At 68.2% G+C, this 20,874-nt stretch carries 16 protein-coding genes; 3 read left to right on the top strand and 13 right to left on the bottom strand.

The window, feature by feature from the left end; genetic code table 11:
• Window positions 1–88 precede the first annotated feature (88 nt).
• Window positions 89–1,132, top strand: a complete 1,044-nt coding sequence (locus JO391_RS19765) for a DUF4424 family protein (protein ID WP_220662108.1) — start codon at window positions 89–91, stop codon at window positions 1,130–1,132.
• On the opposite strand, the gene JO391_RS19760 is transcribed toward JO391_RS19765, so the two are convergent.
• The 4 genes from JO391_RS19760 to JO391_RS19745 all read right to left on the bottom strand — a co-directional run bounded on the left by JO391_RS19760 (window position 1,122) and on the right by JO391_RS19745 (window position 5,979).
• The gene (locus tag JO391_RS19760) at window positions 1,122–2,225 is read right to left on the bottom strand and encodes a capsular polysaccharide export protein, LipB/KpsS family (RefSeq protein WP_220662107.1); all 1,104 of its coding nucleotides are present in this window, start codon (window positions 2,223–2,225) and stop codon (window positions 1,122–1,124) included. The two genes, JO391_RS19765 and JO391_RS19760, sit on opposite strands and share 11 nt — an antisense overlap.
• Window positions 2,226–2,431: 206 nt before the next feature.
• Window positions 2,432–3,604: an MFS transporter gene (locus JO391_RS19755; RefSeq protein ID WP_220662106.1), complete on the bottom strand. Its 1,173-nt coding sequence runs from the start codon at window positions 3,602–3,604 to the stop codon at window positions 2,432–2,434.
• 1 nt (window position 3,605) lies between these two features.
• Window positions 3,606–4,850 carry an MFS transporter gene (locus JO391_RS19750; RefSeq protein WP_220662105.1) on the bottom strand — a complete coding sequence of 415 codons (1,245 nt, stop codon included), beginning with the start codon at window positions 4,848–4,850 and terminating at the stop codon, window positions 3,606–3,608.
• A 94-nt stretch (window positions 4,851–4,944) separates the two neighbouring features.
• Window positions 4,945–5,979 carry an aromatic ring-hydroxylating oxygenase subunit alpha gene (locus tag JO391_RS19745; RefSeq protein WP_220662104.1) on the bottom strand — a complete coding sequence of 345 codons (1,035 nt, stop codon included), beginning with the start codon at window positions 5,977–5,979 and terminating at the stop codon, window positions 4,945–4,947.
• 169 nt (window positions 5,980–6,148) lie between these two features.
• Between JO391_RS19745 and JO391_RS19740 the strand changes: the two genes are divergently transcribed.
• Window positions 6,149–7,759 carry an alpha-glucosidase gene (locus tag JO391_RS19740; RefSeq protein WP_220662103.1) on the top strand — a complete coding sequence of 537 codons (1,611 nt, stop codon included), beginning with the start codon at window positions 6,149–6,151 and terminating at the stop codon, window positions 7,757–7,759.
• Window positions 7,760–7,788: 29 nt separating this feature from the next.
• Here JO391_RS19740 and JO391_RS19735 read toward each other — a convergent pair whose 3' ends face one another.
• The 3 genes from JO391_RS19735 to hslV form a co-directional block, all read right to left on the bottom strand.
• Window positions 7,789–8,976 (bottom strand): alpha/beta hydrolase, encoded by a 1,188-nt coding sequence (locus JO391_RS19735; protein ID WP_220662102.1) that lies wholly within the window; start codon window positions 8,974–8,976, stop codon window positions 7,789–7,791.
• A 139-nt stretch (window positions 8,977–9,115) separates the two neighbouring features.
• Window positions 9,116–10,414, bottom strand: coding sequence for an ATP-dependent protease ATPase subunit HslU (gene hslU, locus JO391_RS19730; protein ID WP_220662101.1), 1,299 nt, complete (start codon window positions 10,412–10,414; stop codon window positions 9,116–9,118).
• Between the two features lie 133 nt (window positions 10,415–10,547).
• Window positions 10,548–11,105 (bottom strand): ATP-dependent protease subunit HslV, encoded by a 558-nt coding sequence (gene hslV, locus JO391_RS19725; RefSeq protein WP_220662100.1) that lies wholly within the window; start codon window positions 11,103–11,105, stop codon window positions 10,548–10,550.
• A gap of 68 nt (window positions 11,106–11,173) precedes the next feature.
• On the opposite strand from hslV, the gene JO391_RS19720 reads away from it, so the two are divergent.
• Window positions 11,174–12,061 (top strand): hypothetical protein, encoded by an 888-nt coding sequence (locus JO391_RS19720; RefSeq protein ID WP_220662099.1) that lies wholly within the window; start codon window positions 11,174–11,176, stop codon window positions 12,059–12,061.
• 44 nt (window positions 12,062–12,105) lie between these two features.
• On the opposite strand, the gene trxA is transcribed toward JO391_RS19720, so the two are convergent.
• From trxA to tsaE, 6 genes are all read right to left on the bottom strand, one after another.
• On the bottom strand, window positions 12,106–12,432 hold the full coding sequence (trxA, locus tag JO391_RS19715; protein ID WP_220662098.1) for a thioredoxin: 327 nt from the start codon (window positions 12,430–12,432) through the stop codon (window positions 12,106–12,108).
• A 70-nt stretch (window positions 12,433–12,502) separates the two neighbouring features.
• Window positions 12,503–15,808 carry a double-strand break repair helicase AddA gene (addA, locus tag JO391_RS19710; RefSeq protein ID WP_220662097.1) on the bottom strand — a complete coding sequence of 1,102 codons (3,306 nt, stop codon included), beginning with the start codon at window positions 15,806–15,808 and terminating at the stop codon, window positions 12,503–12,505.
• The gene (gene addB / locus JO391_RS19705) at window positions 15,805–18,702 is read right to left on the bottom strand and encodes a double-strand break repair protein AddB (RefSeq protein ID WP_220662096.1); all 2,898 of its coding nucleotides are present in this window, start codon (window positions 18,700–18,702) and stop codon (window positions 15,805–15,807) included. The genes addA and addB overlap by 4 nt, the downstream gene beginning before the upstream one ends.
• Entirely contained in the window at window positions 18,695–19,399 is a 705-nt protein-coding gene (locus JO391_RS19700) for a nucleotidyltransferase family protein (protein ID WP_220662095.1), read from the bottom strand. The genes addB and JO391_RS19700 overlap by 8 nt, the downstream gene beginning before the upstream one ends.
• Window positions 19,375–20,391, bottom strand: coding sequence for an aminoglycoside phosphotransferase family protein (locus tag JO391_RS19695; RefSeq protein ID WP_220662094.1), 1,017 nt, complete (start codon window positions 20,389–20,391; stop codon window positions 19,375–19,377). The genes JO391_RS19700 and JO391_RS19695 overlap by 25 nt, the downstream gene beginning before the upstream one ends.
• Window positions 20,388–20,846, bottom strand: a complete 459-nt coding sequence (gene tsaE / locus JO391_RS19690) for a tRNA (adenosine(37)-N6)-threonylcarbamoyltransferase complex ATPase subunit type 1 TsaE (protein WP_220662093.1) — start codon at window positions 20,844–20,846, stop codon at window positions 20,388–20,390. The genes JO391_RS19695 and tsaE overlap by 4 nt, the downstream gene beginning before the upstream one ends.
• Window positions 20,847–20,874 lie beyond the last annotated feature (28 nt).

Below are 20,874 nucleotides of genomic sequence, written 5' to 3'. Positions count from 1 at the left end.
CGCGACCTTCGCCCGCCCGCAGGGCCTTGGCAAGCCGTCCCGCCTGGCCCAATCATGGCCGCAACCGCCTGCCCGCCAAGGATTCCCCATGCGCCGCCTGCTTGCCGCCCTCGCCCTCCTGCCGCTGCCGGCGCTCGCCAATGACGGCTGGGGCGGGCTTTCCGCCACCGGCCTGACCTTCGGTCAGACCGAGGCCGTGGCGATGGTGTCCGAAGACCTGTTCATCAGCCCCGACCGCATCGCCGTGGATTATACCTTCCGCAACGTGACCGCACAGAACGTGACCGGCGAGGTCATCTTCCCGCTGCCCCCGATCAATCTGATGTCGCTGGAAATGAGCAGCTGGAACTTGCCCGAAGATCGCAGCCGCACCGATCTTCTGAACTTCCGCGCCACCGTGGACGGCAAGCGGCAGAAGGTCGGCATCGACCATGTCGCCGTGGTCGAGGACCCCGATGCGTGGAAGCGCCCGGCCTCTGTGCAATACGACACCCCCGGCCGGGACATCAGCGCCCTGCTTACCCGCATGGGCATCCCGCTGACACTGGATGTCGAGGAAATCCGGGCCGTTCTTGCCAGGCTTCCCCGGTCGCAGATCCAGCAGCTCCGCGACGCAGGGCTCATCGCGCAAAGCCCCTGGGACGACGCCGACCCTGTACCAATGCCCGCCTGGTCGGTCGTGTTGCGCTATCACTGGACGCAAACCTTCCCCGCGGGGAAGGAAACCCGCGTCCGGCACGAATACGAGAACTATCCCGAAGGCAGCGTCTTCACCTTCGAATGGCCGGCAAAAGAGGACTACCAGCGCTCGCTTGCCGACAGCTACTGCATCGACGGCCCGACGGGACGGAAGATCATGTCCACCCTGAAGGCCGGCGACAGCGATGGCGAACACGGCTACTGGGGCGCGGCCTACTACCTGCGCTATGTCCTTCGTACCGCCAATTCCTGGGCGGGTCCCATCGGCCGCTTCCACCTGGTGCTCGACAAGGGCGATCCGGTGAATGCCCTCTCGGTCTGCATGCCGGGGCTGAAGAAGGTCAGCCCCACCCGGTTCGAGGTGACAAAGACCGACTGGACCCCGCCTGAAGACCTGGCGATCCTGCTGGTCGCCCCACGGATCAGCGAGTAAGCCGCGCCCGGTCCAGCCAGGGCGCCAGCGCGGCGGGGTCGGGCGCCGCAGGGTCGAAGCGTGGGTAGTAAACCTGATCCAGCCAGTTCATGAAGCGCGCCCGGTCGGCCGGGTCAAAGGCCAGCGCCGCCGGATCGGCGAACAGCCGGTTCAGCGCCGCCTGATCCCCTGCCGGGCTCACCAGCCCGTCGCGCGCAAAGAAGGCCCGGCCCAGCACCACAACCGGCTTGTCGTGGAAGAAGGCCTGCAACCCCATCGAGGAGTTCAGCGTCACCACCCCGCGGCTCGCCGCCACCTGGGCAAAGCTGTCCGATCCGTTGTCGATCACCGCCCGCCCCGTGGCGACCAGCGGCTCCAGCATCGGGCCAAGCGCCACGCGCGATGACGGATGTTCCTTCAGCCGCAGATGCCAACCCTCGGGCATGTGCGACGCGGCCTCCGTCAGGGCGGCCAGGAACCCCTCCATCCCGCCGCTCCATCCGGCAAACAGCGTGACCTGGCTGTCCGTCGGCACCTGCAAGGGGCAGAACAGGAAGGGAGCGTCCGGCAGCGCCGCCGCCGATTGCCCCACATCCGCCCGCCGCGAGGGCCGCGCCACAAGGCCCGCCCCCATCGCGCGCCAGCCTTCGCCCGTCCGGTCGGGGCGGTCCCCGGCCCAGTCACGGAAAAAGCCCGCATCGCGCGGCACCGAACTTTCCGCATTCACCCCCGCCGGATCCAGCGTGATCCGCCCCGGCAAGGGCGCAAGCTCTGCGTACAACGTGGCCGCCCCGGCATCGCGCGCGCCCATGAGGAAAGCCATGCGCTGCCCGCCCATGCCGTTCCAGGCCACCGCCACCCGGTCGGGATGCGCCGCGAAATGCCCGCGCGCCCAGTTGTAGGCTCCCCGCAGCCACTGCCGTTTCATCCAGCCCGACAGACCCTTCGGCCGCCGCTTGGCCCGCGACAGCGCCGCATCCACCCGCGCCGCAGTCTCGGGACGGTCGCGGAAGGACAGGGGCACCAGCACCCCGCGCCCGCCCCCGGCCGCCGCGGCAAGAGCCGCGAAGACGGCCTTCTTGCGGTCGTTGAACTCTCGGATGAAGACGATCATGGCGGCTCAGGTCTCGAACATCAGGGCAGACAGCAGGTCACCTGTCCTTGGACCGAAAGGCAATATGGTGATGCACGGCCGCCAACCTTGAATTGCACCGAAATCCGCCTGGACGCGAACCTCGGACAACTCTGAAGAAATCGTTAATCAGAATTTCCAAGTACTTGATTTTAATTGCATCTGCCAAGCGTCCGAGCTCGGACGCCTCAGTCGGTCCGGTCCCGCGACCGGGCATAGACCACCAGCCCCAGGGCCAGGAACACCGCACAAAGCCCGAAGATCGCCGCGAAGGGCCGCGCCGGGTCCTCCCCCGCAAGTGCCCCATAGACCCGCCCCGTGGCCATCTGCACCATCCCCGTGGCAGCGATCCCGAAAAGGTTCAGAAGCGTCACCCCCCGCCCGGTCAGCGCGGCGGGTAGGAAGGCCCGGCCATGGGCGATGACCATCGGGAACGAGGCCCCGAAGAACCCCACCCCCGCCAGCAGCGCGGTCGACAGCCAAAGGCTCCGCGCCGGCCAGGCCCACAGCGCCACAAGGCAGGCCAGCACCAGAAGGTTCCCCCCCATCACCAACCACTTCCGCGACCCCAGCACCCGCTCCATCGGCCCATAGGCAAAGTTCCCCGCGATCATGGCCAGCCCCATGACCAGCGTGACCCGCCCGATCCCGTCCGCATCCGCCCCGAACACATCGGCCGCATAGGGTCCCGCCCAAAGCCCCCTCAACGCCGCGGCGGGGGCATAGCAGACCACCATCATGATCAGGATCGGCCACAGCGCCGGCATGGCCAGCAGGTCCATGAGCCGCCCCTTCGGCCCTGGCGGCAAGGCCGGCGGGTCGCGCACAAGCCCTGCGATCGCCACCGCCACCACCAGCGTCAGCCCGCCCACGCCCGCGACGGTGGCCCGCCAGCCCCAGGCCTCTGCCGCCCAGGCCAGCGGCGCGGAGCCCGCGATGTTGCCCAATGACCCGAACCCGATCACCGCCCCGGCCAGCGTGCCAAAGACCGCGGGCGAAAAGCTACGGGCAAAGATGTAGTAGCTGGCCATCAGCACGGGCGCGCAGCCCAGCCCGATCAGCGCCATGGCGACCAGGATCGCCCCCGGCCCGCCCGCCATGGCGAACACCGCCGCGCCCCCGGCCCCGCCAAGCGCCAGCAGGACCGAGGCCGTGCGGCGCGGCCCGATCCGGTCCAGCGCCCATCCCACCGGCAACTGCGCGAGGGCGAAGGCCAGGAACCAAAGTGCCGAGGCATCGGCCAGGACAGACGGCCCGATCCCCAGATCGGCCTGCAACGCAGGTGACAGGACGGCCAGGAAGGCCCGGTAGAACTGGCTGAGCACATAGCCCAGGACCAGCGCGACGATGCCAGCCTTCATGTCAGGCGGCCGCCGGCCGCAACGTCTGAAGCGGCTTCTCGCGGATCGGCAAGTTCACCAGCGCCGAGAAGGCCCCGACGCCGACGCCGATCCACCAGACCGTCGTGTAGTTGCCGGTGATGTCGTACATCTTCCCGCCCAGCCAGACTCCCAGGAACCCGCCGATCTGGTGGCTGAGGAAGACAAAGCCGTAAAGCGTCCCCATGTAGCGCAGCCCGTAGATATGGGCGACCAGGCCCGAGGTCAGCGGCACCGTCGCCAGCCACAAGGACCCCATCACCAGCGAGAACAGAAGCACCGTGCCCGGCGTCATGGGCACAAGGATGAACCAGGCCGCGGCGATGGTCCGGCCGGTATAGACAGCGGAAAGGAGGTACTTCTTCGGGAACCGGTTGCCCAGCCAACCTGCCGCCAGGGTGCCCGCGATATTGGCAAGCCCGATGGTGGCGATGGCAACAGCGCCAAGCGCCGAGGTGGTGGTGATGCCCAACCCCGCCAGCATTGAGCCCGCCGCGATCGGGCCGCAGCTTTCCGCGATGAAGGCCGGGAAATGTGCCGTCATGAAGGCCAGCTGATAGCCGCAGGAAAAGAAGCCCAGGAAGATCAGGATATAGGACGGGTCGCGGAAGGCGCGCTTCAGCACGACCCCCATGCTCTCCTCCAGCTCGGCGCGGCTGGCGAGCTTGGGCGCGCGCATGAAGGGCAGCGCGAAGAGTGTGCACAGGATCATCGCGGCAAAGATCATGAACACGCTTTGCCAGGGCATGAAGCCCATAAGGATCTCGGCCAGCGGCGCACCGATCACCTGACCCATCGACCCGGCGGCGGTGACGATGCCAAGCGACATCGACCGGTTTTCCGGCGACGACGCCCGGCCGACCACGGCCAGCACGACGCCAAAGCCGGTGCCGGCGATGCCGAAGCCCACGAGGATTTCCAGCATCTGCATCTGGCCCGGCGTCATGGCGAAAGCCGAAAGCACCAGGCCCGCCGCATAGACCAGAGCCCCGGCGATCAGCGCCTTGCGGTCGCCGAACTTCTCGGCCACCGCGCCGAAAAGTGGCTGGCCGATGCCCCAGGCGAGGTTCTGGATGGCAATGGCCAGCGAAAACTCGGCCCGCGGCCAGCCGAATTCTTCGGCGATGGGCAGTTGGAACATCCCGAAGCTCGCCCGGATCGCGAACGAGATCATGATGACCACGCAACCCGCGACCAGCACGGGGGTTATGAGCGATGCCCTTGCCATGACGACCTCCTGTCCGCGAGGGCGGAACCTGCGCCCGCGCCCTGGCAGGGTCAATCGCTATTTCGTGATGGATACAATCACCGCTTCCGACGGCTTAGCCGGCCAACGCCGCCGCCACACGCTCCTGAAAATAGCGCACGCCCTTTTCGTGCCGGCCCGACAACGGACCCGGCGTATAGGCCCCGGCCACGTAGTTGCCGTGCGTCTCGACGCAGACCTGGTAGTCTTCGCGCACCACGGCCAGCGTACCTTCGACCGACCGCGCCCTGGCCCTCGCCCCACCTTCGGACGTGTCGGCGAAGAAGAAGCTGTAGTGCTGGTCCGTGCGGTGCACGCTGGTCGGGTTGATCCGGCTGACGTTCATGCCGCCTTCGAACAGCGATAGCGTCCAGTTCGGCCACATCCACAGCCATTTGCCGCGATAGAACAGGCCTTCGCGCGGGGGCGCAGTCATGCGAACAAACCCGTCATGGGCCGTGGTCTCGAAGGCCTCGAAGTCGATGGCGGCGAAGAACGAGGGGTGCGTGCCGGGGATGTGGTAGCCCTCGACGAAGTTGTCGGTATAGACCTTCCAGTTCGCGTCGAAGCTGACGGTCGCGCTGTCGGTCGCGACATAGCTTTCCATGGGCTCGCCGGAAAGTTCCGCCGGCAAGGCGCCAAGTTGGGACAGGAGGTCCTGCACCGGGTCCAGCGCGGCGAACAGAAGGCCGCGCCATTCGGAAAGGTAAACCGGCTCCAGTGGCCAGTCCTCGGGCACGATGGCCGGGTCGCGGCCATACCAGGGTGCCTGCACCAGCCGTCCCGTGTCGGCGAAGGACCACTTGTGATAGGGACAGACCACCAGACCGCAGCTTCCTGTACCATCGGCCAGAAGCTTCGCCCCCCGATGACGGCAGACGTTGCGGAACCCGCGCAGAACCCCATCGCGACCGCGCAGGGCAAAGACCGGGGTTCCGGCAATGTCAATTGCGAGGTATCGCCCCGGCTCGGCCACCGAAGAGGCGGGACCCATGAATTGCCAGGTCCGCGCAAAGATCTCGCGCCGCTCGCGCTGCCAGATGTCCTCGCGCACATAGTAGCCCGGATCGAGGTTCAGATATTGCACCGAGGCAAAGGCATCATCTGGCATGGCGGCTCCTGCGGGATGGTCGGAGCCTGCACCAAGCGCTGCGCCGGCCCCCATGGGCTTGATCCTAGCAAGGCGATGCCACGGGGCAAGCCACGCCAGAACCTGCGGGCTGTTCCTTCCGGTTGCAGGTCGCTATCCTGCTTCCGAAACGCTTTGGGCGGAGGTTTTGATGCAGGATTGGTGGCGCGGCTCGGTGACCTATCAGGTCTATCCCCGGTCGTTTCAGGATTCGAACGGGGATGGCGTGGGCGATCTGGCGGGCATCACCCGAAGGCTGGAGCATATCGCCCGTCTGGGCGCCGATGCCGTCTGGCTTTCGCCCTTCTTCAAGTCTCCTCAGAAGGACTTCGGCTATGACGTGAGCGATTATTGCGACGTCGATCCGCCCTACGGCACGCTGGCCGATTTCGATGCGATGATCGCCCGGGCGCATGAGCTGGGGCTGAAGGTCATCATCGACCAGGTGCTGAACCATTCCTCGGACCAGCACCCCTTCTTCAAGGAGAGCCGGTCCTCGCGCGACAACCCCAAGGCCGACTGGTATGTCTGGGCCGATCCGCAGCACGACGGCACGCCGCCCAACAACTGGCTGTCCGTCTTTGGGGGCAGCGCCTGGACCTGGGACGCGCGGCGCAAGCAGTACTATTTTCACAACTTCCTGGCCGAACAGCCGGACATGAATTTCCACAATCGCGATGTGCAGGACTGGCACCTCGCCAACATGCGGTTCTGGCTGGAACGCGGCGTGGACGGGTTCCGCTTCGACACGGTGAACTTCTTCTTCCACGACGCCAAGCTGCGGTCGGACCCTGCCGACTGGCGCAAGAAGGACAAGCCCGACGGCAACCCCTATGAAATGCAGTACCATATCTTCTCGAAGAACCAGCCCGAGAACCTGTTGTGGCTGGAACGGGTGCGCGCACTGCTGGACGAATTCGGCGCGACGAGCGTGGGCGAGATGGGCGAAAGCCACCACGCCATCCGCATGATGGGCGAGTACACCGCGCCTGGCCGTCTGCACCAATGCTACAGCTTCGAGATGATGGGCTATGGCTTCACGCCCGTCTTCTTCCGTGACCGGATCGAAAGCTTCTTCACCGGGGCGCCGGATGGCTGGCCGATGTGGGCGTTTTCCAACCACGATGTCGTGCGCCACGTCAGCCGCTGGATGAAGCAGGGCACGGGACAAGATTCCGTGGCAAAGCTGGCGGCCGCGCTGCTTCTGTCCTTCGAGGGCTCGGTCTGCCTGTGGCAGGGCGAAGAGATCGGCCAGACCGACACCCAGCTTGAGTTCGACGAGTTGGTCGATCCGCAGGGCATCAACTTCTGGCCCGAGCCCGTGGGCCGCGACAACACGCGCACGCCGATGGTCTGGGACGGCACGCCCAACGGTGGCTTCACCACGGGCAAGCCCTGGCTTCCGGTCAAGGCGCCGCAACTGGCGCGTAATGTGGCCAGCCAAGAGGGCGTGGCGGGATCGGTCCTGGAATTCTACCGCGCTATGATTGCATTCCGCAGAGGCTCGGCCGCGCTGATGCGGGGCCGCACGCAGTTTTTCGATGTCGAGGGGCCGGTGCTGGCCTTCCGGCGCGATGGCGGGGCGGACAGCGTGCTGTGTCTGTTCAACCTGTCGCACCACCCGGTGAGCGTGACCGTCACGGGGGCAAGCGGGCTGATCGGCCCGTCGCACGGGTCGGCTGTGCATGGGGATCGAGTGACGATCTCACCCTGCGGCTTTGCCTTCCTGACGGCAGGAACTGAGGCCGCAGCCCGGGCCTGAGGCCCGGGTTGGGCGCCTGTTCCACCGCCCTACTGGCTGGGGCTGGTGGTGGGCGGCGCCAGGGTCGCCGCGTCCGCCGGCACTTCGAACGTGCGCTCGGTGCCCGCCGAGGTGATGGCTTCGCTGACCAGGTTGGCGGGGGCCAGCACGATCTCGGACGCCTTGCCCGCAGCCTTCAGAAGCCCGTATAGCGGGTTCGCCGTGCGGCCCTCGTCTGCGTTCAGCCAGCTGTCGGCATCGGCAAAGCCATTCATCACCTGGATCAGGTCGGGCGAGGTCGCCAAGGGGAAGTGACTGGACCCATCCTTGAAGGCCTGCACGTCGATATAGGTCACCGGGAGGCCGTCCAGCACCGAGACGTCCTTCAGGTTGCCAAGACGCGCCGGTTCAGCCACCAGAAGGGACGACAATTTCAGCGCCTTGTCGCGCGGCGAGCCGAAGATGACAAAAGGCTCGGGCACCGGGTCGAGCACCCTGATCTGGGTCTTGAACACGTCCACGTCGATGTCGGGCGAGATCAGGATCACCGCTTCCAGCTTGCGGAAGCCCGGACTGTCGCCGCGCAACGCCATGCTGCGCAAAGTTTCCATCGCCAGGTAGGTGCCCATGGAATGGGCCATCAGCACGATCGACCGCGCGTTCGACTTCCCCAGGGTGTCGATCAAGGCCTCAAGGTCATCGCGCGAGAACACAACCGAATCCCGGTCATGCACATAGCCGAAGGCATTGCCGAGCGATGGCCACGAGAAATGCACGATGGTCCCCGGCAGGGTCATGTCGTGCTTCATCTGCGCGATCCGGTACACTCCTTCGGCGAAGTTGGTGTTGAACCCGTGCACGAACACGATGGCCCGCCGATCGGCCGTGGTCGCCAGATGCCGGTTGAATGCGGTACGGAACGTATCGCTGTTGGTGAACAGCATTTCGTCCACCGTCAGCATGTCGCGCTTTGGGTTCGGTTCCTTACCACGCGGAAACGTGACAGAGCCTGTCTTGCGATCCGGCGGGATCGAGATGTCGAAGCGCGCGAAGGACATCGTCATGTCGCGCTGATTGTTGAACATCTGGGTACCCGCCTCGCGCCCGCGGCTGGTGGCCACGAAGATCGGCTCGACCAAGCCTATCGCGGCCGCGGCCGGGTACAGCGTGATGGTTCCCCGCGGCGCGCAAGCCACGACAATCGACACAAGGGCAAAGATCGCAAGGCGGCGCAGCATCCAGGAGCCTTTCGGTCTGATCCATGATCGGCCGGACCCTGGAAGGTCAGCAGGCGCGAATCCGGCAACAGGGCACCGGACACATCAGCAGTAGGACAGGAGGGCCCCTTTTTTCAAGCGGCGGCAAGCGCCTGGCCCATCACAGGACATATCGCGACAGATCTGCCGATTTCGCCAGCGCACCGACATTGGTTTCGACAAAGGCCGCATCCACCGTGACACCGCTGCCCGATCGGTCGGGGGCGTGGAAAGACAGGTCCTCGAACACCCGCTCCATCACCGTGTAGAGCCGCCGCGCCCCGATGTTTTCCACGCTGCGATTCACATCGGCGGCAATGCGCGCGAGCGCGGCAATGCCGTCGGGGGTAAAGGTCACCGTCACCTCTTCCGTCGCCATCAGCGCCGAATACTGCCGCGTCAGGGCATTGTCGGTCTCGGTCAGGATACGGACGAAATCCTCTTCGGTCAGCGGCTGCAGTTCCACCCGGATCGGCAGGCGACCCTGCAATTCCGGCAGCAGGTCCGACGGCTTGGCGATATGAAAGGCGCCCGAGGCGATGAAGAGAATATGGTCGGTCCTGACCGGCCCGTACTTGGTGGAAACCGTCGTGCCCTCAATCAGCGGCAGAAGGTCGCGCTGCACGCCCTCGCGGCTGACATCGGCGCCGCGGGTTTCGGCACGGGCGCAGATCTTGTCGATCTCGTCCAGGAAGACGATGCCGTTTTCCTGCACCGCTTCCAGCGCCGCCGCCTTGACCGCCTCGTCGTCCAGAAGCTTGTCGGCTTCCTGCCCGATCAGGATGTCATAGCTGTCGGCCACCGTCATGCGCTTGCGCGTGGTGCGCCCGCCAAAGGCCTTGAACAGATCCTGCAGGCCCTGCATCTGCGTGTCCATGCCGGGCATCCCGCCCATCATCGGGAAGGCCGGCGCCGCATCGGGCACGTCCAGTTCGATCACGGTCTGGTCCAGTTCGCCCCGCTTCAGCTTGCCCCGGAACATCTCGCGCGTCTGTTCCCGGGCGTCCTTTCCGGCCAGTGCCTCGACGACCCGGTCCTCGGCCGCGCGATGCGCTTTGGCCTTCACATCCTCGCGCATCCGCGCCCGCGTCTCGACCATGGCCGCATCCACCAGGTCGCGCACGATCTGCTCCACGTCCCGGCCGACATAACCCACCTCGGTGAACTTCGTTGCCTCGACCTTCAGGAAGGGCGCTTTCGCCAGTTTGGCCAGCCGCCGGCTGATCTCGGTCTTGCCCACGCCGGTCGGGCCGATCATCAGAATGTTCTTGGGGTAGACCTCGTCCCGTATATCGGCAGCAAGCTGCTTGCGCCGCCAGCGGTTGCGCAGCGCCACGGCGACGGCGCGCTTGGCATCGGCTTGTCCGATGATAAAGCGGTCAAGCTCCGAGACGATCTCGCGGGGGGTCAGGCTGGTCATGTTTCACCCATCAGAAAAGAAAGGCTTTTCTGGCGAAAGCCCTTGAAACGATCTTTCTGTGAAAGACCCGGCGCGGCTGCCGGGGGCGTGTTCGCAGAGACCGCGCGCGGTGCGGCCCTTCGCAGAAAGGTCGTCATCCCCGGATCCGCTCCACCGTCAGGTTGCCGTTGGTGAAGACGCAAATCTCAGCGGCTATCGCCATCGCCTTGCGGGCGATCTCTTCGGCGGACAGATCGGTGGACATCAGCCCGCGCGCCGCAGCCAGCGCGAAATTGCCGCCCGATCCGATGGCGGCCACGTCATGCTCCGGCTCCAGCACATCGCCGGCGCCGGTGATGACGAACAGGTCGCGCCCGTCGGTCACGATCAGCATGGCCTCCAGATTGCGCAGGTACTTGTCCATCCGCCAGTCCTTCGCCAGCTCCACGCAGGCCCGCGCCAGTTGGCCCGGAGCCGCCTCGAGCTTCTTTTCCAGGCGTTCCAGCAGGGTGAAAGCATCTGCCGTGGACCCTGCGAAACCGGCAACCACATCGCGCCCGCCCGGCGACAGGCGGCGCACCTTGCGGGCAGTGCCCTTGATCACGGTGTTGCCAAGGCTCACCTGACCATCGCCGGCCACCACCACCTCGCCCCCGCGCCGCACGCCCAGGATCGTGGTGCCGTGCCAGCCGGGAAACCTGTCTTCCGCCATTGCGCATCTCCTGCCGAACCCGCCCTATATGGCGTGGGGCAAAGGCCCCGGCAACGGGCGAAGGGTGAATGCGGCGCGAAGCCTCTCTCCACGTCACCGAAGACATGCGCGCGGGCATCGTCTCGGGCCGGGTGCGCAGCTTTGCCCGGCTGGTGCAGGCGCTGGAAGATGCGGGATGGCGCATCGATTGGCGCGCACCCGATGCACCGGCCCTGCCCTACCACATCACGGACACAGCTCCTCCGATTGGACCAAAGGGTCTTGTCCTGCGGCGGGCCTATGCCGAGCCGTTCTTCCGGCTGGAACGCAGCGTCCACCGCTGGGATTGGGAGGTCGCCAGCCTGCCCTTTCCGCAGCGCGGCCACGGCCCGCATCTGGGCGAGGGGCTGGCCGCGTCGCTGCGTCGCAAGCTTCTGGGGCCGGGGCCGGTCTCTCGCGAGGGCTTTCTGTTCGTAGCCCTTCAGGGCCGGTTGAGCGAAGCGCGGTCCTTCCAGTCCATGAGCCCGCTGGACATGATCGAAACCCTTCTCGACCGCGACCCGCGCCCGCTTCGCGCGACGCTGCACCCCAGGGAAAGCTACAGCGCCCAGGACCTTGAGGCACTGGATGCGATTTGCCACCGCTTTCCGCGCCTCACTCTGGGCGGTGCCTCGCCTGACATGGTGCTCGCTTGCGAAGCGGTGGTCACGCAGAACTCGGCTCTGGCCTTCGCCGGCTACACGGCCGGCAAGCCCGCGCTTCTGTTCGCGCGATGCGACTTTCACCACATCGCCGCTTCGGTGCCGCGCGACGGGGTGGATGTGGCGCTCCACCAGTTCGGCCAGTCGGAGCCCCCGCCGTTCAATGCCTACCTGCACTGGTTCCTGCGCCGCCATGCGATTGACGCCAGCGCGGAGGATGCAGTGGACCGCTTTGCCGCGCGGCTTTCCAGCCACGGCTGGCCGATGGAGAAATGAAAAGGGGCGCCGGAAGGCGCCCCTTGTCCGTCCGGTCGCGACGATCAGATCGCCGACTGGATCCAGTTGGCCAGCGCGGCCTTCGGCGCGGCACCGATCTTGTTCGACACCACCTGGCCATCCTTGAACAGGAACAGCGCCGGGATGCCGCGCACACCCAGCATGGCCGGGCTGTCGGGGTTCTCGTCCACGTTGACCTTGGCGATCTTCACCTTGCCGGCATATTCGGCGGCCAGTTCTTCCAGAGCCGGGCCGATCATGCGGCACGGGCCGCACCATTCGGCCCAAAAGTCGACGACGACGGGAATGGCGGACTTGCGCACTTCCTCGTCGAAAGTGGCATCGGTGACGGCGACAGTGTTCGCGCCCATGATTGCTCTCCAGGGGAATCCAAGGCCACCGAAGGTAGGCACGGCCATGCGCAGCGTCAAGGGCCGGGGCTCAAGCTATCGTGGCCCGCGCCAGCGCATCCCTCACGATCTCGGGAGGCAGCCGCATCAGTTCGGCCCGCGCCGTCCACAGAACTGCGGTCTCGACCCGGCGGTCGGGATAAATCTGCGCCAGAGCTTCGGCATAGGCGCCCATCTGGCGCAACAGCCCCTCGGGCACATCCTCGGGCCGCGCCGGTACAACGCGGTTCGACTTGTAATCCACCGCCAGCACATGATCCGGCCCCACCACCAGACGGTCGATGATGCCGAAAAGAGGCTTGCCCGCCAGCCGCGCCGTCACCGGCACCTCAGCCAGCGAACCTGCCCCGAACAACGCGCCATGCGCCAGCACCGTCTCGGCCTCGTTCATCAACAGCTGCCGCTCGGCCGGATCGGCCACAAGGTCGCGCGCCAGCGCCGGCCAATCCGAGGGCGGCAACAACGGCATATGCTCCAGGAGCGCATGCAGCGCCGTGCCGCGCGCCTTGGCCAGTTCTTCCGGCAAGCCGCCCTCGCCCGGCAGCGCCTTCTCGCCCCCTAGGTTCGACGGCGACACCGGCTGGACGGGCCCCGCCATCGCCGGCGCGGGGTGCAGCGCCCAATCCGGCAGGTCCGGCCGCACAGCAGCCGCCGCCACATGTCCCGGCGCATCCTCCGGCCACGCGCCATGCGCCAGCCTGAGCCGCCCGTCGCGCAGGGGCACGGCGCCCAGGCCAGAAAGCCCCGCCGCGATGATCCGGTGCCAGGCGCCCTCACTGTCCGCCACGCCCGCACCGCAGACGATCAGCCAGGACTTCGCCCGCGTCATTGCCACGTAAAGCAGCCGCAGGTTCTCGGCCGCCGCAGCCGCCCGCCGCGCCGCCTGCGCCGCAGCAATCGCCGGCGGGCTTTCCTCGGCCGGCATCCGCCACACCGACTGCCCGCCTGCCAGCGACACGATCAGGTCACTGTCCCTTGGCCGCCGGTCCGCGGTATCCGGCAGGATGACGATCGGCGCCTCCAGCCCCTTGGCGCCATGCACCGTCATCACCCGGATGCGGTCGCCCTCGCCCTCCATCCGGCGCTTGACCTCGATCTCGTCCGACCCGAGCCAGGCCAGGAACCCGGTCAGGCTGGGCACGTCGACCTGTTCATAGGCCAAAGCCTGGTTGAGCAACTCGTCGATGCCATCCTCGGCCTCCGGTCCCAGCCGTGCGACCAGCTTGCGCCGCCCGTCATGCCGCGTCAGCACTCGGTCGATCAGCTCGAAGGGCCGCAGGAAATCGGCCTGATCGCGCATGTCGTGCAACATTGAAAGCCCGGGCGCCGCCGCCATCCCCCGCAGCGCCTGCCACAGCCGTCCCGGACGCGGCTGCGCAAGCCGGAACAGATCGCCCTCGTTCCACCCGCACAGCGGCGAGCGCAGAACGGCGGCTAGCGACAGGTCGTCATCCGGCGTGGCCAGAAAGGCCACGAGCGCAGTCAGGTCCTTCACCGCGATCTCGGCCCCCAGCTTCAGCCGGTCCGCGCCGGCCACCGGCAGGCCCCGCGCCTTGCAGGCCCGGATCACCTCGGCAAACAGGGTGGACCGGCGCTGCACCAGGATCAGCACATCGCCGGCATGGACCCGCCGCACCCCGCGCCCCGTGTCGATCTGCACCCCCGCCGCGATCATCGCGGCGATTTCGTCCGCGATGATCGCCGCCAGCCGGGCGTCGTGATGCGCATCCGTCACCAGATCAACCGGGTCGGTCCAGTCGCCGTCCTCGGTCTTTTCCGCCTTGCCAATCAAGGGCCACAGATCCACCCGGCCCGGCAGCCCCTCCCACTGCGCGAGGTGCCGAACCTCTCCGCCAAGCGCGGGGTCCGCCAGCGGCCCAAGTGCGGCATCCACCGCCCGCAGGATCGCGGGCGAGGACCGGAAGGAATGCAGAAGCTCGCGCGACTGGAACGGCCGGCCCACAGCCTCGATCTTCGCCTTGAATGCCTGCCGCTTCTCCTCGAACGCCGCCACATCCGCGCCCTGGAAGGAATAGATGGATTGCTTGCGGTCCCCCACCACGAACAGGGTGCGGCCCTCGTCCCGCGCGCCCGCGCCGCTGGTGAACTCAGCCGCCAGAAGTTCGATCACCTGCCATTGCTCGGGGCTCGTGTCCTGCGCCTCGTCCACGAGGATATGGTCGATGCCGCCGTCCAGCCGGTACAGCACCCAGGCCGCCACCGACGGGTCGGTCAAGAGCGCGATGGTCCGCTCGATCAGGTCGTCGAAATCCAGCCAGCCGCCTTGCGCCTTGCGTCGCGCATATTCGGGCAGGAACACTGCGGCATAGTCGTGCAGCGCCACCGCCCGCTCCGCCGCTGCCAGGGTCAGCCGCAGGGGCCGCGCCTCCTGAACCCGCGCCATCAGGGCGTCAATCTCGGGCATGATGGCGGCAAGCACCCCCCGCGTCGCCTTGGTCGGGAAAGAGCCGATCTTTGCGCTGAACGGCTCCTTGGCCTTGGCGCCGGTCAGGAACACTTCCTCCAGCACCGCAAGGTCGCCGAACCGCACCGCCGCCGGGTCCACCGCAGCCAGCTTTGCCCCGGCCTTTGCATCGTTCCCCTCCGCCGCCGCCAGCGCGGCCAGCATCGCGGGCCACCAGCCCGCCTCGCCCCCCCGGATCACACCGCGCGCCACCGCCTCGGGCGTGTCGCCGGGCCTCAACCCGAACAGCGCCCGGATCGCCGGCGCCCCAAGCGACGGCTCCAGCCCGCTGCGCGACCCGGCCAGCTGATCCAGGAACACCGTCAGGTCCAGGGACGGGCTGATCCGCGCCAGCGCGGCCATCGCCGCCCGCCCCGGGCCACCCGCAAGATCCTCGGCAATCTCCTCGCGCATCAGCCGGGCAGAGCGGTCGTCCAGTTCGCGAAAGCCCGGCCCGACCCCGGCCTCCAACGGGAACCGCCGAAGAAGCGCCGCGCAGAAGGAATGGATGGTCAGGATCCGCAGGCCGCCCGGCGTCTCGATGGCACGGGCGAACAAGCGACGCGCCGCCGCCAGCCGGTCGGCCCCGACCTCGATACCCTCGCCAAGCGCCGCCAGCATGGGCGCCAGTTCGGCATCGGGCAACATCGCCCACCGGCCCAGGAAGGCGAACAGGCGGTTCTGCATCTCGCTTGCCGCCGCCTTGGTATAGGTCAGACACAGGATGTGCTGCGGCTCCACCCCGTTCAGCAAGAGCCGCGCCACCCGGTCGGTCAGCACCTTGGTCTTGCCCGAACCCGCATTGGCCGAAAGCCAGGTCGACTGGTCCGGGTCCGCCGCCTGCCGCTGTGCCCGTGTGGCCTCGTCGATCATGCTACATCCTCCGGCATGGCGCGGTCGGTCGTCTCCCATTCGCCAAAGCGCGACAGGTGATCGTAGTCGCCGGGAAAGGTCGTCTCGAACATCGCGCGGCGCGCCGTGTACCCGGTTTCCGGCAGGGCATAGCGCGCCACCAGCCGATGCAGCCCCTCCCAGACCTCGCCCGTCAGCTCCGGCGTGATCTCGGTCCGCACTTCCTTGGGGTCGGACCCCAGCCCGACATAGCTGATCCGCGCCACCTCGGTCGGGCCAAGCGCCTTGAACCCGCCGCGCTCGGCCAGCGCCGCCGCCAGAAGCAACTGCTTGTCGAAGCTGCGTTGTTGCGCCTCGGTCGGCGGTGCGCCGGTCTTGTAGTCGATCAGGTGCAGCCGTCCATCGGGCAAGATATCGATCCGGTCGGGCGTTCCGAACAGCGCGAAATCCAGCCCCGCCAGCTGCACCCGGCCCTCTTCCTCCATCGCCACCGGCACGCCCCCGTGCCGCGCATCGAAGGCCAGGAAGAAATCAGCCGCCCGGTCGATCCGCGCCAGCCACAGCGCCCGCGCCGCAGGCCAGGGCGCCGCCTCTTCCAGCACCTCCGTCGCAATCGCCATAAGCCGCGCCCGAGCCCCGGCCAGCGTCTCGGCCGCAGGCCGCTCCTTCGCGAACCGCTCCAGAATCTTGTGCAGCGCGGTGCCGCGCAGCCGGGGATCGGCCTCGCGCCGCAGAGGGTCCAGGGGTTTCAGCCGCAGGACATAGCGCGCATAGATCGCGTAGGGATCGCGGATCAATGTCGAGATTCGCGTCAGCGACAGGGCCTTCGGCCGCACCCCCACCGGTGGCCGGGGTGCAGGCCGCGGCGCCGCCGGCACCTCGGCCGCCGGCCGCTCAAGCTCCGCCGCCAGGGCCAACCATTCTGCCCCCCGCGCCCGCATCGCGGTCAGCGCCTCCGGCCCGCCGCGCTCGGGCAAGCCGCCCACCAGGTTCACCAGCCGGTTCAGCCAACGCGAGGGCACGCATTCCGCCTCGGCATCGCGCAGGGACCGGCTCAACACCACCGTGCGCGCACCTGCCGCCTGCTGATAGTCATGCGCCGAAAGCCCGACCTGCCGTTCCGGCAGCAACAGCCCAGCCTCTTTGCGCATCTGCCGGTTGGCCCAGGGGTCCGGCGGCGGCAGTGCGGGCCAGGTGCCGTCGTTCAGCCCGCCCAGGATCACCAGGTCAGCGCCCTGCACCCGCGCCTCGACCGTGCCCCAGATGCGGATCGTGGGATGAACCGTCAGCGCCTCGCGCAGTTCTCCGGCGATGATGCCGTCGAACAGGTCGGCGTAATCCGCCGGGCTGAACAGGCCGCCCACCCCCGCCTCGGCCTCCAGCTCGCTAAAACGCGCCAGGGCCTCCTCGCCCGCCGCCCGCTCCCACAGCGCCACGCCCCCACCGGCCAATGCCTCGGCCAAACGGCGATGGCGGGCCACATGCTCGGACAGCACCAGGTCAGCCGTGTCCTCGACCCCGTCCAGCGCCGTCGCTAGCCCCCTTGCCCAATCCGCCGCCTCGGGCCTCTGCGCCTCGGCCCACAGCACAAGATCGTCGCCCGTCAGGAAGGCCGGCCCCTTTTTGCGCAGCCAATCCTCAAGGTGCCCGATATGAAGCCGGTGCGGCCCTCTCTCGGCCCCCGCCATCGCCAGCGGATGCTTCAACACCACCAGAAGGCTCTCGCCCGTCAGCCGCCGCCCGAACAGCCGCGCGACATGGCGCAGGAACCGGCCCGGCGGGGTCAATTCCAGCGGCATCCCCGCGCTGTCATCCGGCAGAATCCCCCACCGGTCCAGGGCCACCGCCACCCGCCGCGACAGCACCCGGTCCGGCGTGATCAACGCCGCAACGCGCCCGGTCTCTGCGGCCTCGCGCAGCATCAGCGCAATGGCCCCCGCCTCGGCGCGCGGGCTCTCCGCCTCTACCAGCGTGACGCCCGCCATCGCCTTAGGCAGGTCAGGCAAGTGCGCCCCCTCGGCCAGCCACTGGTCCGTCACCGGCGCCGGCCGAAGGGAAAGAGAGATCACGCGGTTGCGCGCCCCGTCCGGCGCCTGCCCCGGCAGCCATTCCGCCACCGCCTCTGGTCCAAGACCAAGCGCATCCATCAGCCGCTTGAACCGGAACTGCGGATGGTCCTCCGCCGTCAGCGCATCGCCCATGCCGGCCCAGACCGCCGGGCCCATGTCGAAGTCATAGCCAGGCAGCACGATCATGCCCCTGGGCAAAGCCGCCACCGCCTGCATCAGAAGGAAGGTCGTCCCGCGCGATCCGGTGGACCCCGCCACGATCACCGGGTCTTGCGGCGGCCGTTCGCCCCACAGCGTGATCAGCCGTTCCGCTGCCATGCGCTGCCGCGCCGTGGCATCCGGCTCGGCCTCCGGACCGAAGAAGGGCGACACGATCCCCAGGAACGCCTGCGCCCGCGCCCAGTGCGCCGAATGGCCCGAGACATCCAGCCCCGCCAGCGCCTCGGGCGCCACGCCTTCGCCGCGCATCTCGTCCATCAACCGCACCAGGCTGTCGGCCAGGTCGTACAAGGCCGATCGCGGCGCCAGATCCGGTTGCGCCTCCAGCAGGGCCGAGATCAGGTTCACCAGTTCCAGCCGCCGCCGCAGCCCCGGCACGGCGGCGGGGAGTCCTGGCGGCACCATCCCGGCCAACTGGTCAACCAGCCGGATGCGCGGCAGAAACCCCGGCGGCCCGGCGCGGGACGCCGCCTCCACCGCCCGCGCCATCCGCGCCGTGTTCACGAACAGCGTCACCCGCGCCATCGCCTCGGGCGGCTCGCCCGCCATCCGCGCCCGCAGGCCCGCGACCAGCGCAGCGGGGAAATCCGCCCCTGGCGGCAACCCGTAAAGCCGCGCCTCAGCCATGCCCGGCCTCCCGCAGCATGGCCTCGGCCTCGGCGATCCCCGCCGGATGCCCGACATCGCACCACCCGCCGCTGTGCTGCACGCCAAAGGCCCGCCCCTCGGCGATCAGCCGGTTCCAGGGCAGGTTCAGCGAAAACACCTCGTCCCCGATCCCCTCCAGCGCCGCCGGGTCCAGGATCGAGGCGCCCACATAAAGCTGATCCTCGCCCCCCGCCCCCCGTGAAATCCGCCCCGCTCCGTCCAGCGCGAAGTCCCCCTTGCCGTCCCGCCCGCGCGCCTCGCGCACCGGCAACAGCAGCAAAAGCGCCCCCATCCGCGCCCCATCCCAGGCCGCCAGCAGTTCCTCCAGCGGGTTCGCCCCGGTCCAGACCCCGTCGCTGTTCAAGATCAGGACCGGTCCCGGCCCCAACAGCGGCAGCGCCGCCTTCAGCCCCCCGCCGGTCTCCAGGATGCGCTCCCGCTCCCACGACAGCGCCACGCCACGCCCGGCCAGATGGTCAGCCAGCTGCCCGCCCCGGTAATGCAGGTTCACCACGACCCGCCCGATCCCGGCCCCCTCGGCCAGCGCAAGCGCATGGTCGATCAGCGGCTTGCCCGCCACCTCGATCAGCGGCTTCGGCCGGTCGGCCGTAAGCCGCCCCATCCGGGTGCCGAACCCGGCGGCAAACAGCATCAGCGAACGGGGTTGGTCGGGCATTGCTGGCGGATCCGGTCAAGTGTCTCTGGCGTCGGCGGCGGCAACAGCGCATCGCACAGCCTCGCCAGACGGGTAAGCGCCGTGTGTGACAAATTCTGTCGCAGCTGCCCCCAGACCCGCGGCAGATGCGCCAGATAGCCCGGCTTGCCCGCCACCAGGCAGAGCCGCGCAAAGATGCCGATGATCCGCAGCGCCCGCTGCGCGCCCAGAACGGCCAGCGCGCGCCGGAACGCCGCCTCCTCCGCCCCGGTCAGGTCCATGAAGCGCCGCACCGCGGCCTCTGCCGCCTCGGCCCCCACATCCCGCCGCGCATCCTGCACCAGCGACACGAGGTCATAGCCCGGCTGCCCCATCTGCGCCAGTTGGAAGTCCAGAAGGCCCACTTTCGCCAATCCCTCCCGCGCGGGCAGCCAAAGTAGGTTCTCCGCATGGTAATCCCGCAGGATCAGAACGCGCGGCCCGTCGGCATGGGCGGCCAGCAACTCGCCCAGTTCTGCGGTAAAATCGGCACGATCCGCCTTCACCCCCGTCGCGGCAAACCCATACCAGTCCGGCGCGAAGGCCGCCGCCTCGGCCCAATCGGCGGCACTCAGGTCGGGCAGGCCCGCTGGCGCGGGGGAGGCCTGCAGATGCGCCAGAACCTCCGCCGCCGCGACTATCAGCGGCACCTCCAACGCCGGATCGGCGGCAATGCAGCGCACGAACAGATCGTCGCCCAGATCCTCCAGCAACAGGAAGCCCTGCGCCAGATCCTCGGCCAGCACCTCGGGCGCCGAAAGACCCAGACCGCGCAGATGCGCGGCGATGGCGAGGAAATCGGCCGGATCGTCGCCCTTGCCGGGCGGAGCGTCCATCAGAACCGCCGTCCGCCCGGCCAGCGTCAGCCGCTCGTAAGACCGGTCCGAGGCATCGCCCGCCAGATGCCGACGCTCGGCCGCGCCCCATCCCGCACGGGCAATGAAGGCCCCGGCAAGGTCGCTCCGCCCGCTCACGCCGCCAGCCCCGCAACCAGCCCGGCCGGGCCGCTCGCCTCCAGCCGCCGGCCCTCGCCCTCTGCCGCAAAGCTCAGTCGCAAGGCCCGCTCAGGCAGGTGCCGCCCCAGCCTGTCGGGCCATTCCACCAGACAGATCGCGCGGGCGAAAGCATCCTCCAGCCCCAGTTCCAACACTTCGTCAGGATGGGTCAGGCGATACAGGTCGGCGTGCCAGATCTCGGCCCCAGGCGCTTCGTAGCTTTGCACCAGCGTGAAGGTTGGCGAGGGCACGTCTTCGTCGCGCCCCAGCCGGGCGCGGATCAGCGCGCGCGCCAGATGCGTCTTGCCCGACCCGATCGGCCCATCCAGCAGCACGGTGTCACCCGGCTTCAACCGCCCGGCAAGCCTGCGGCCAAGCGCGGCAGTCGCCTCTTCATCGGGCAGGAACAGGGACAGGCGGCACAACTCTGACATCGCCGCCAATCTGTCCGTGCGCGCGACT

This window comes from Neotabrizicola shimadae, assembly GCF_019623905.1.
In the GTDB taxonomy this organism is placed as follows: Bacteria; Pseudomonadota; Alphaproteobacteria; order Rhodobacterales; family Rhodobacteraceae; genus Neotabrizicola; species Neotabrizicola shimadae.
This window is presented reverse-complemented; position numbering and strand designations above follow the sequence as displayed.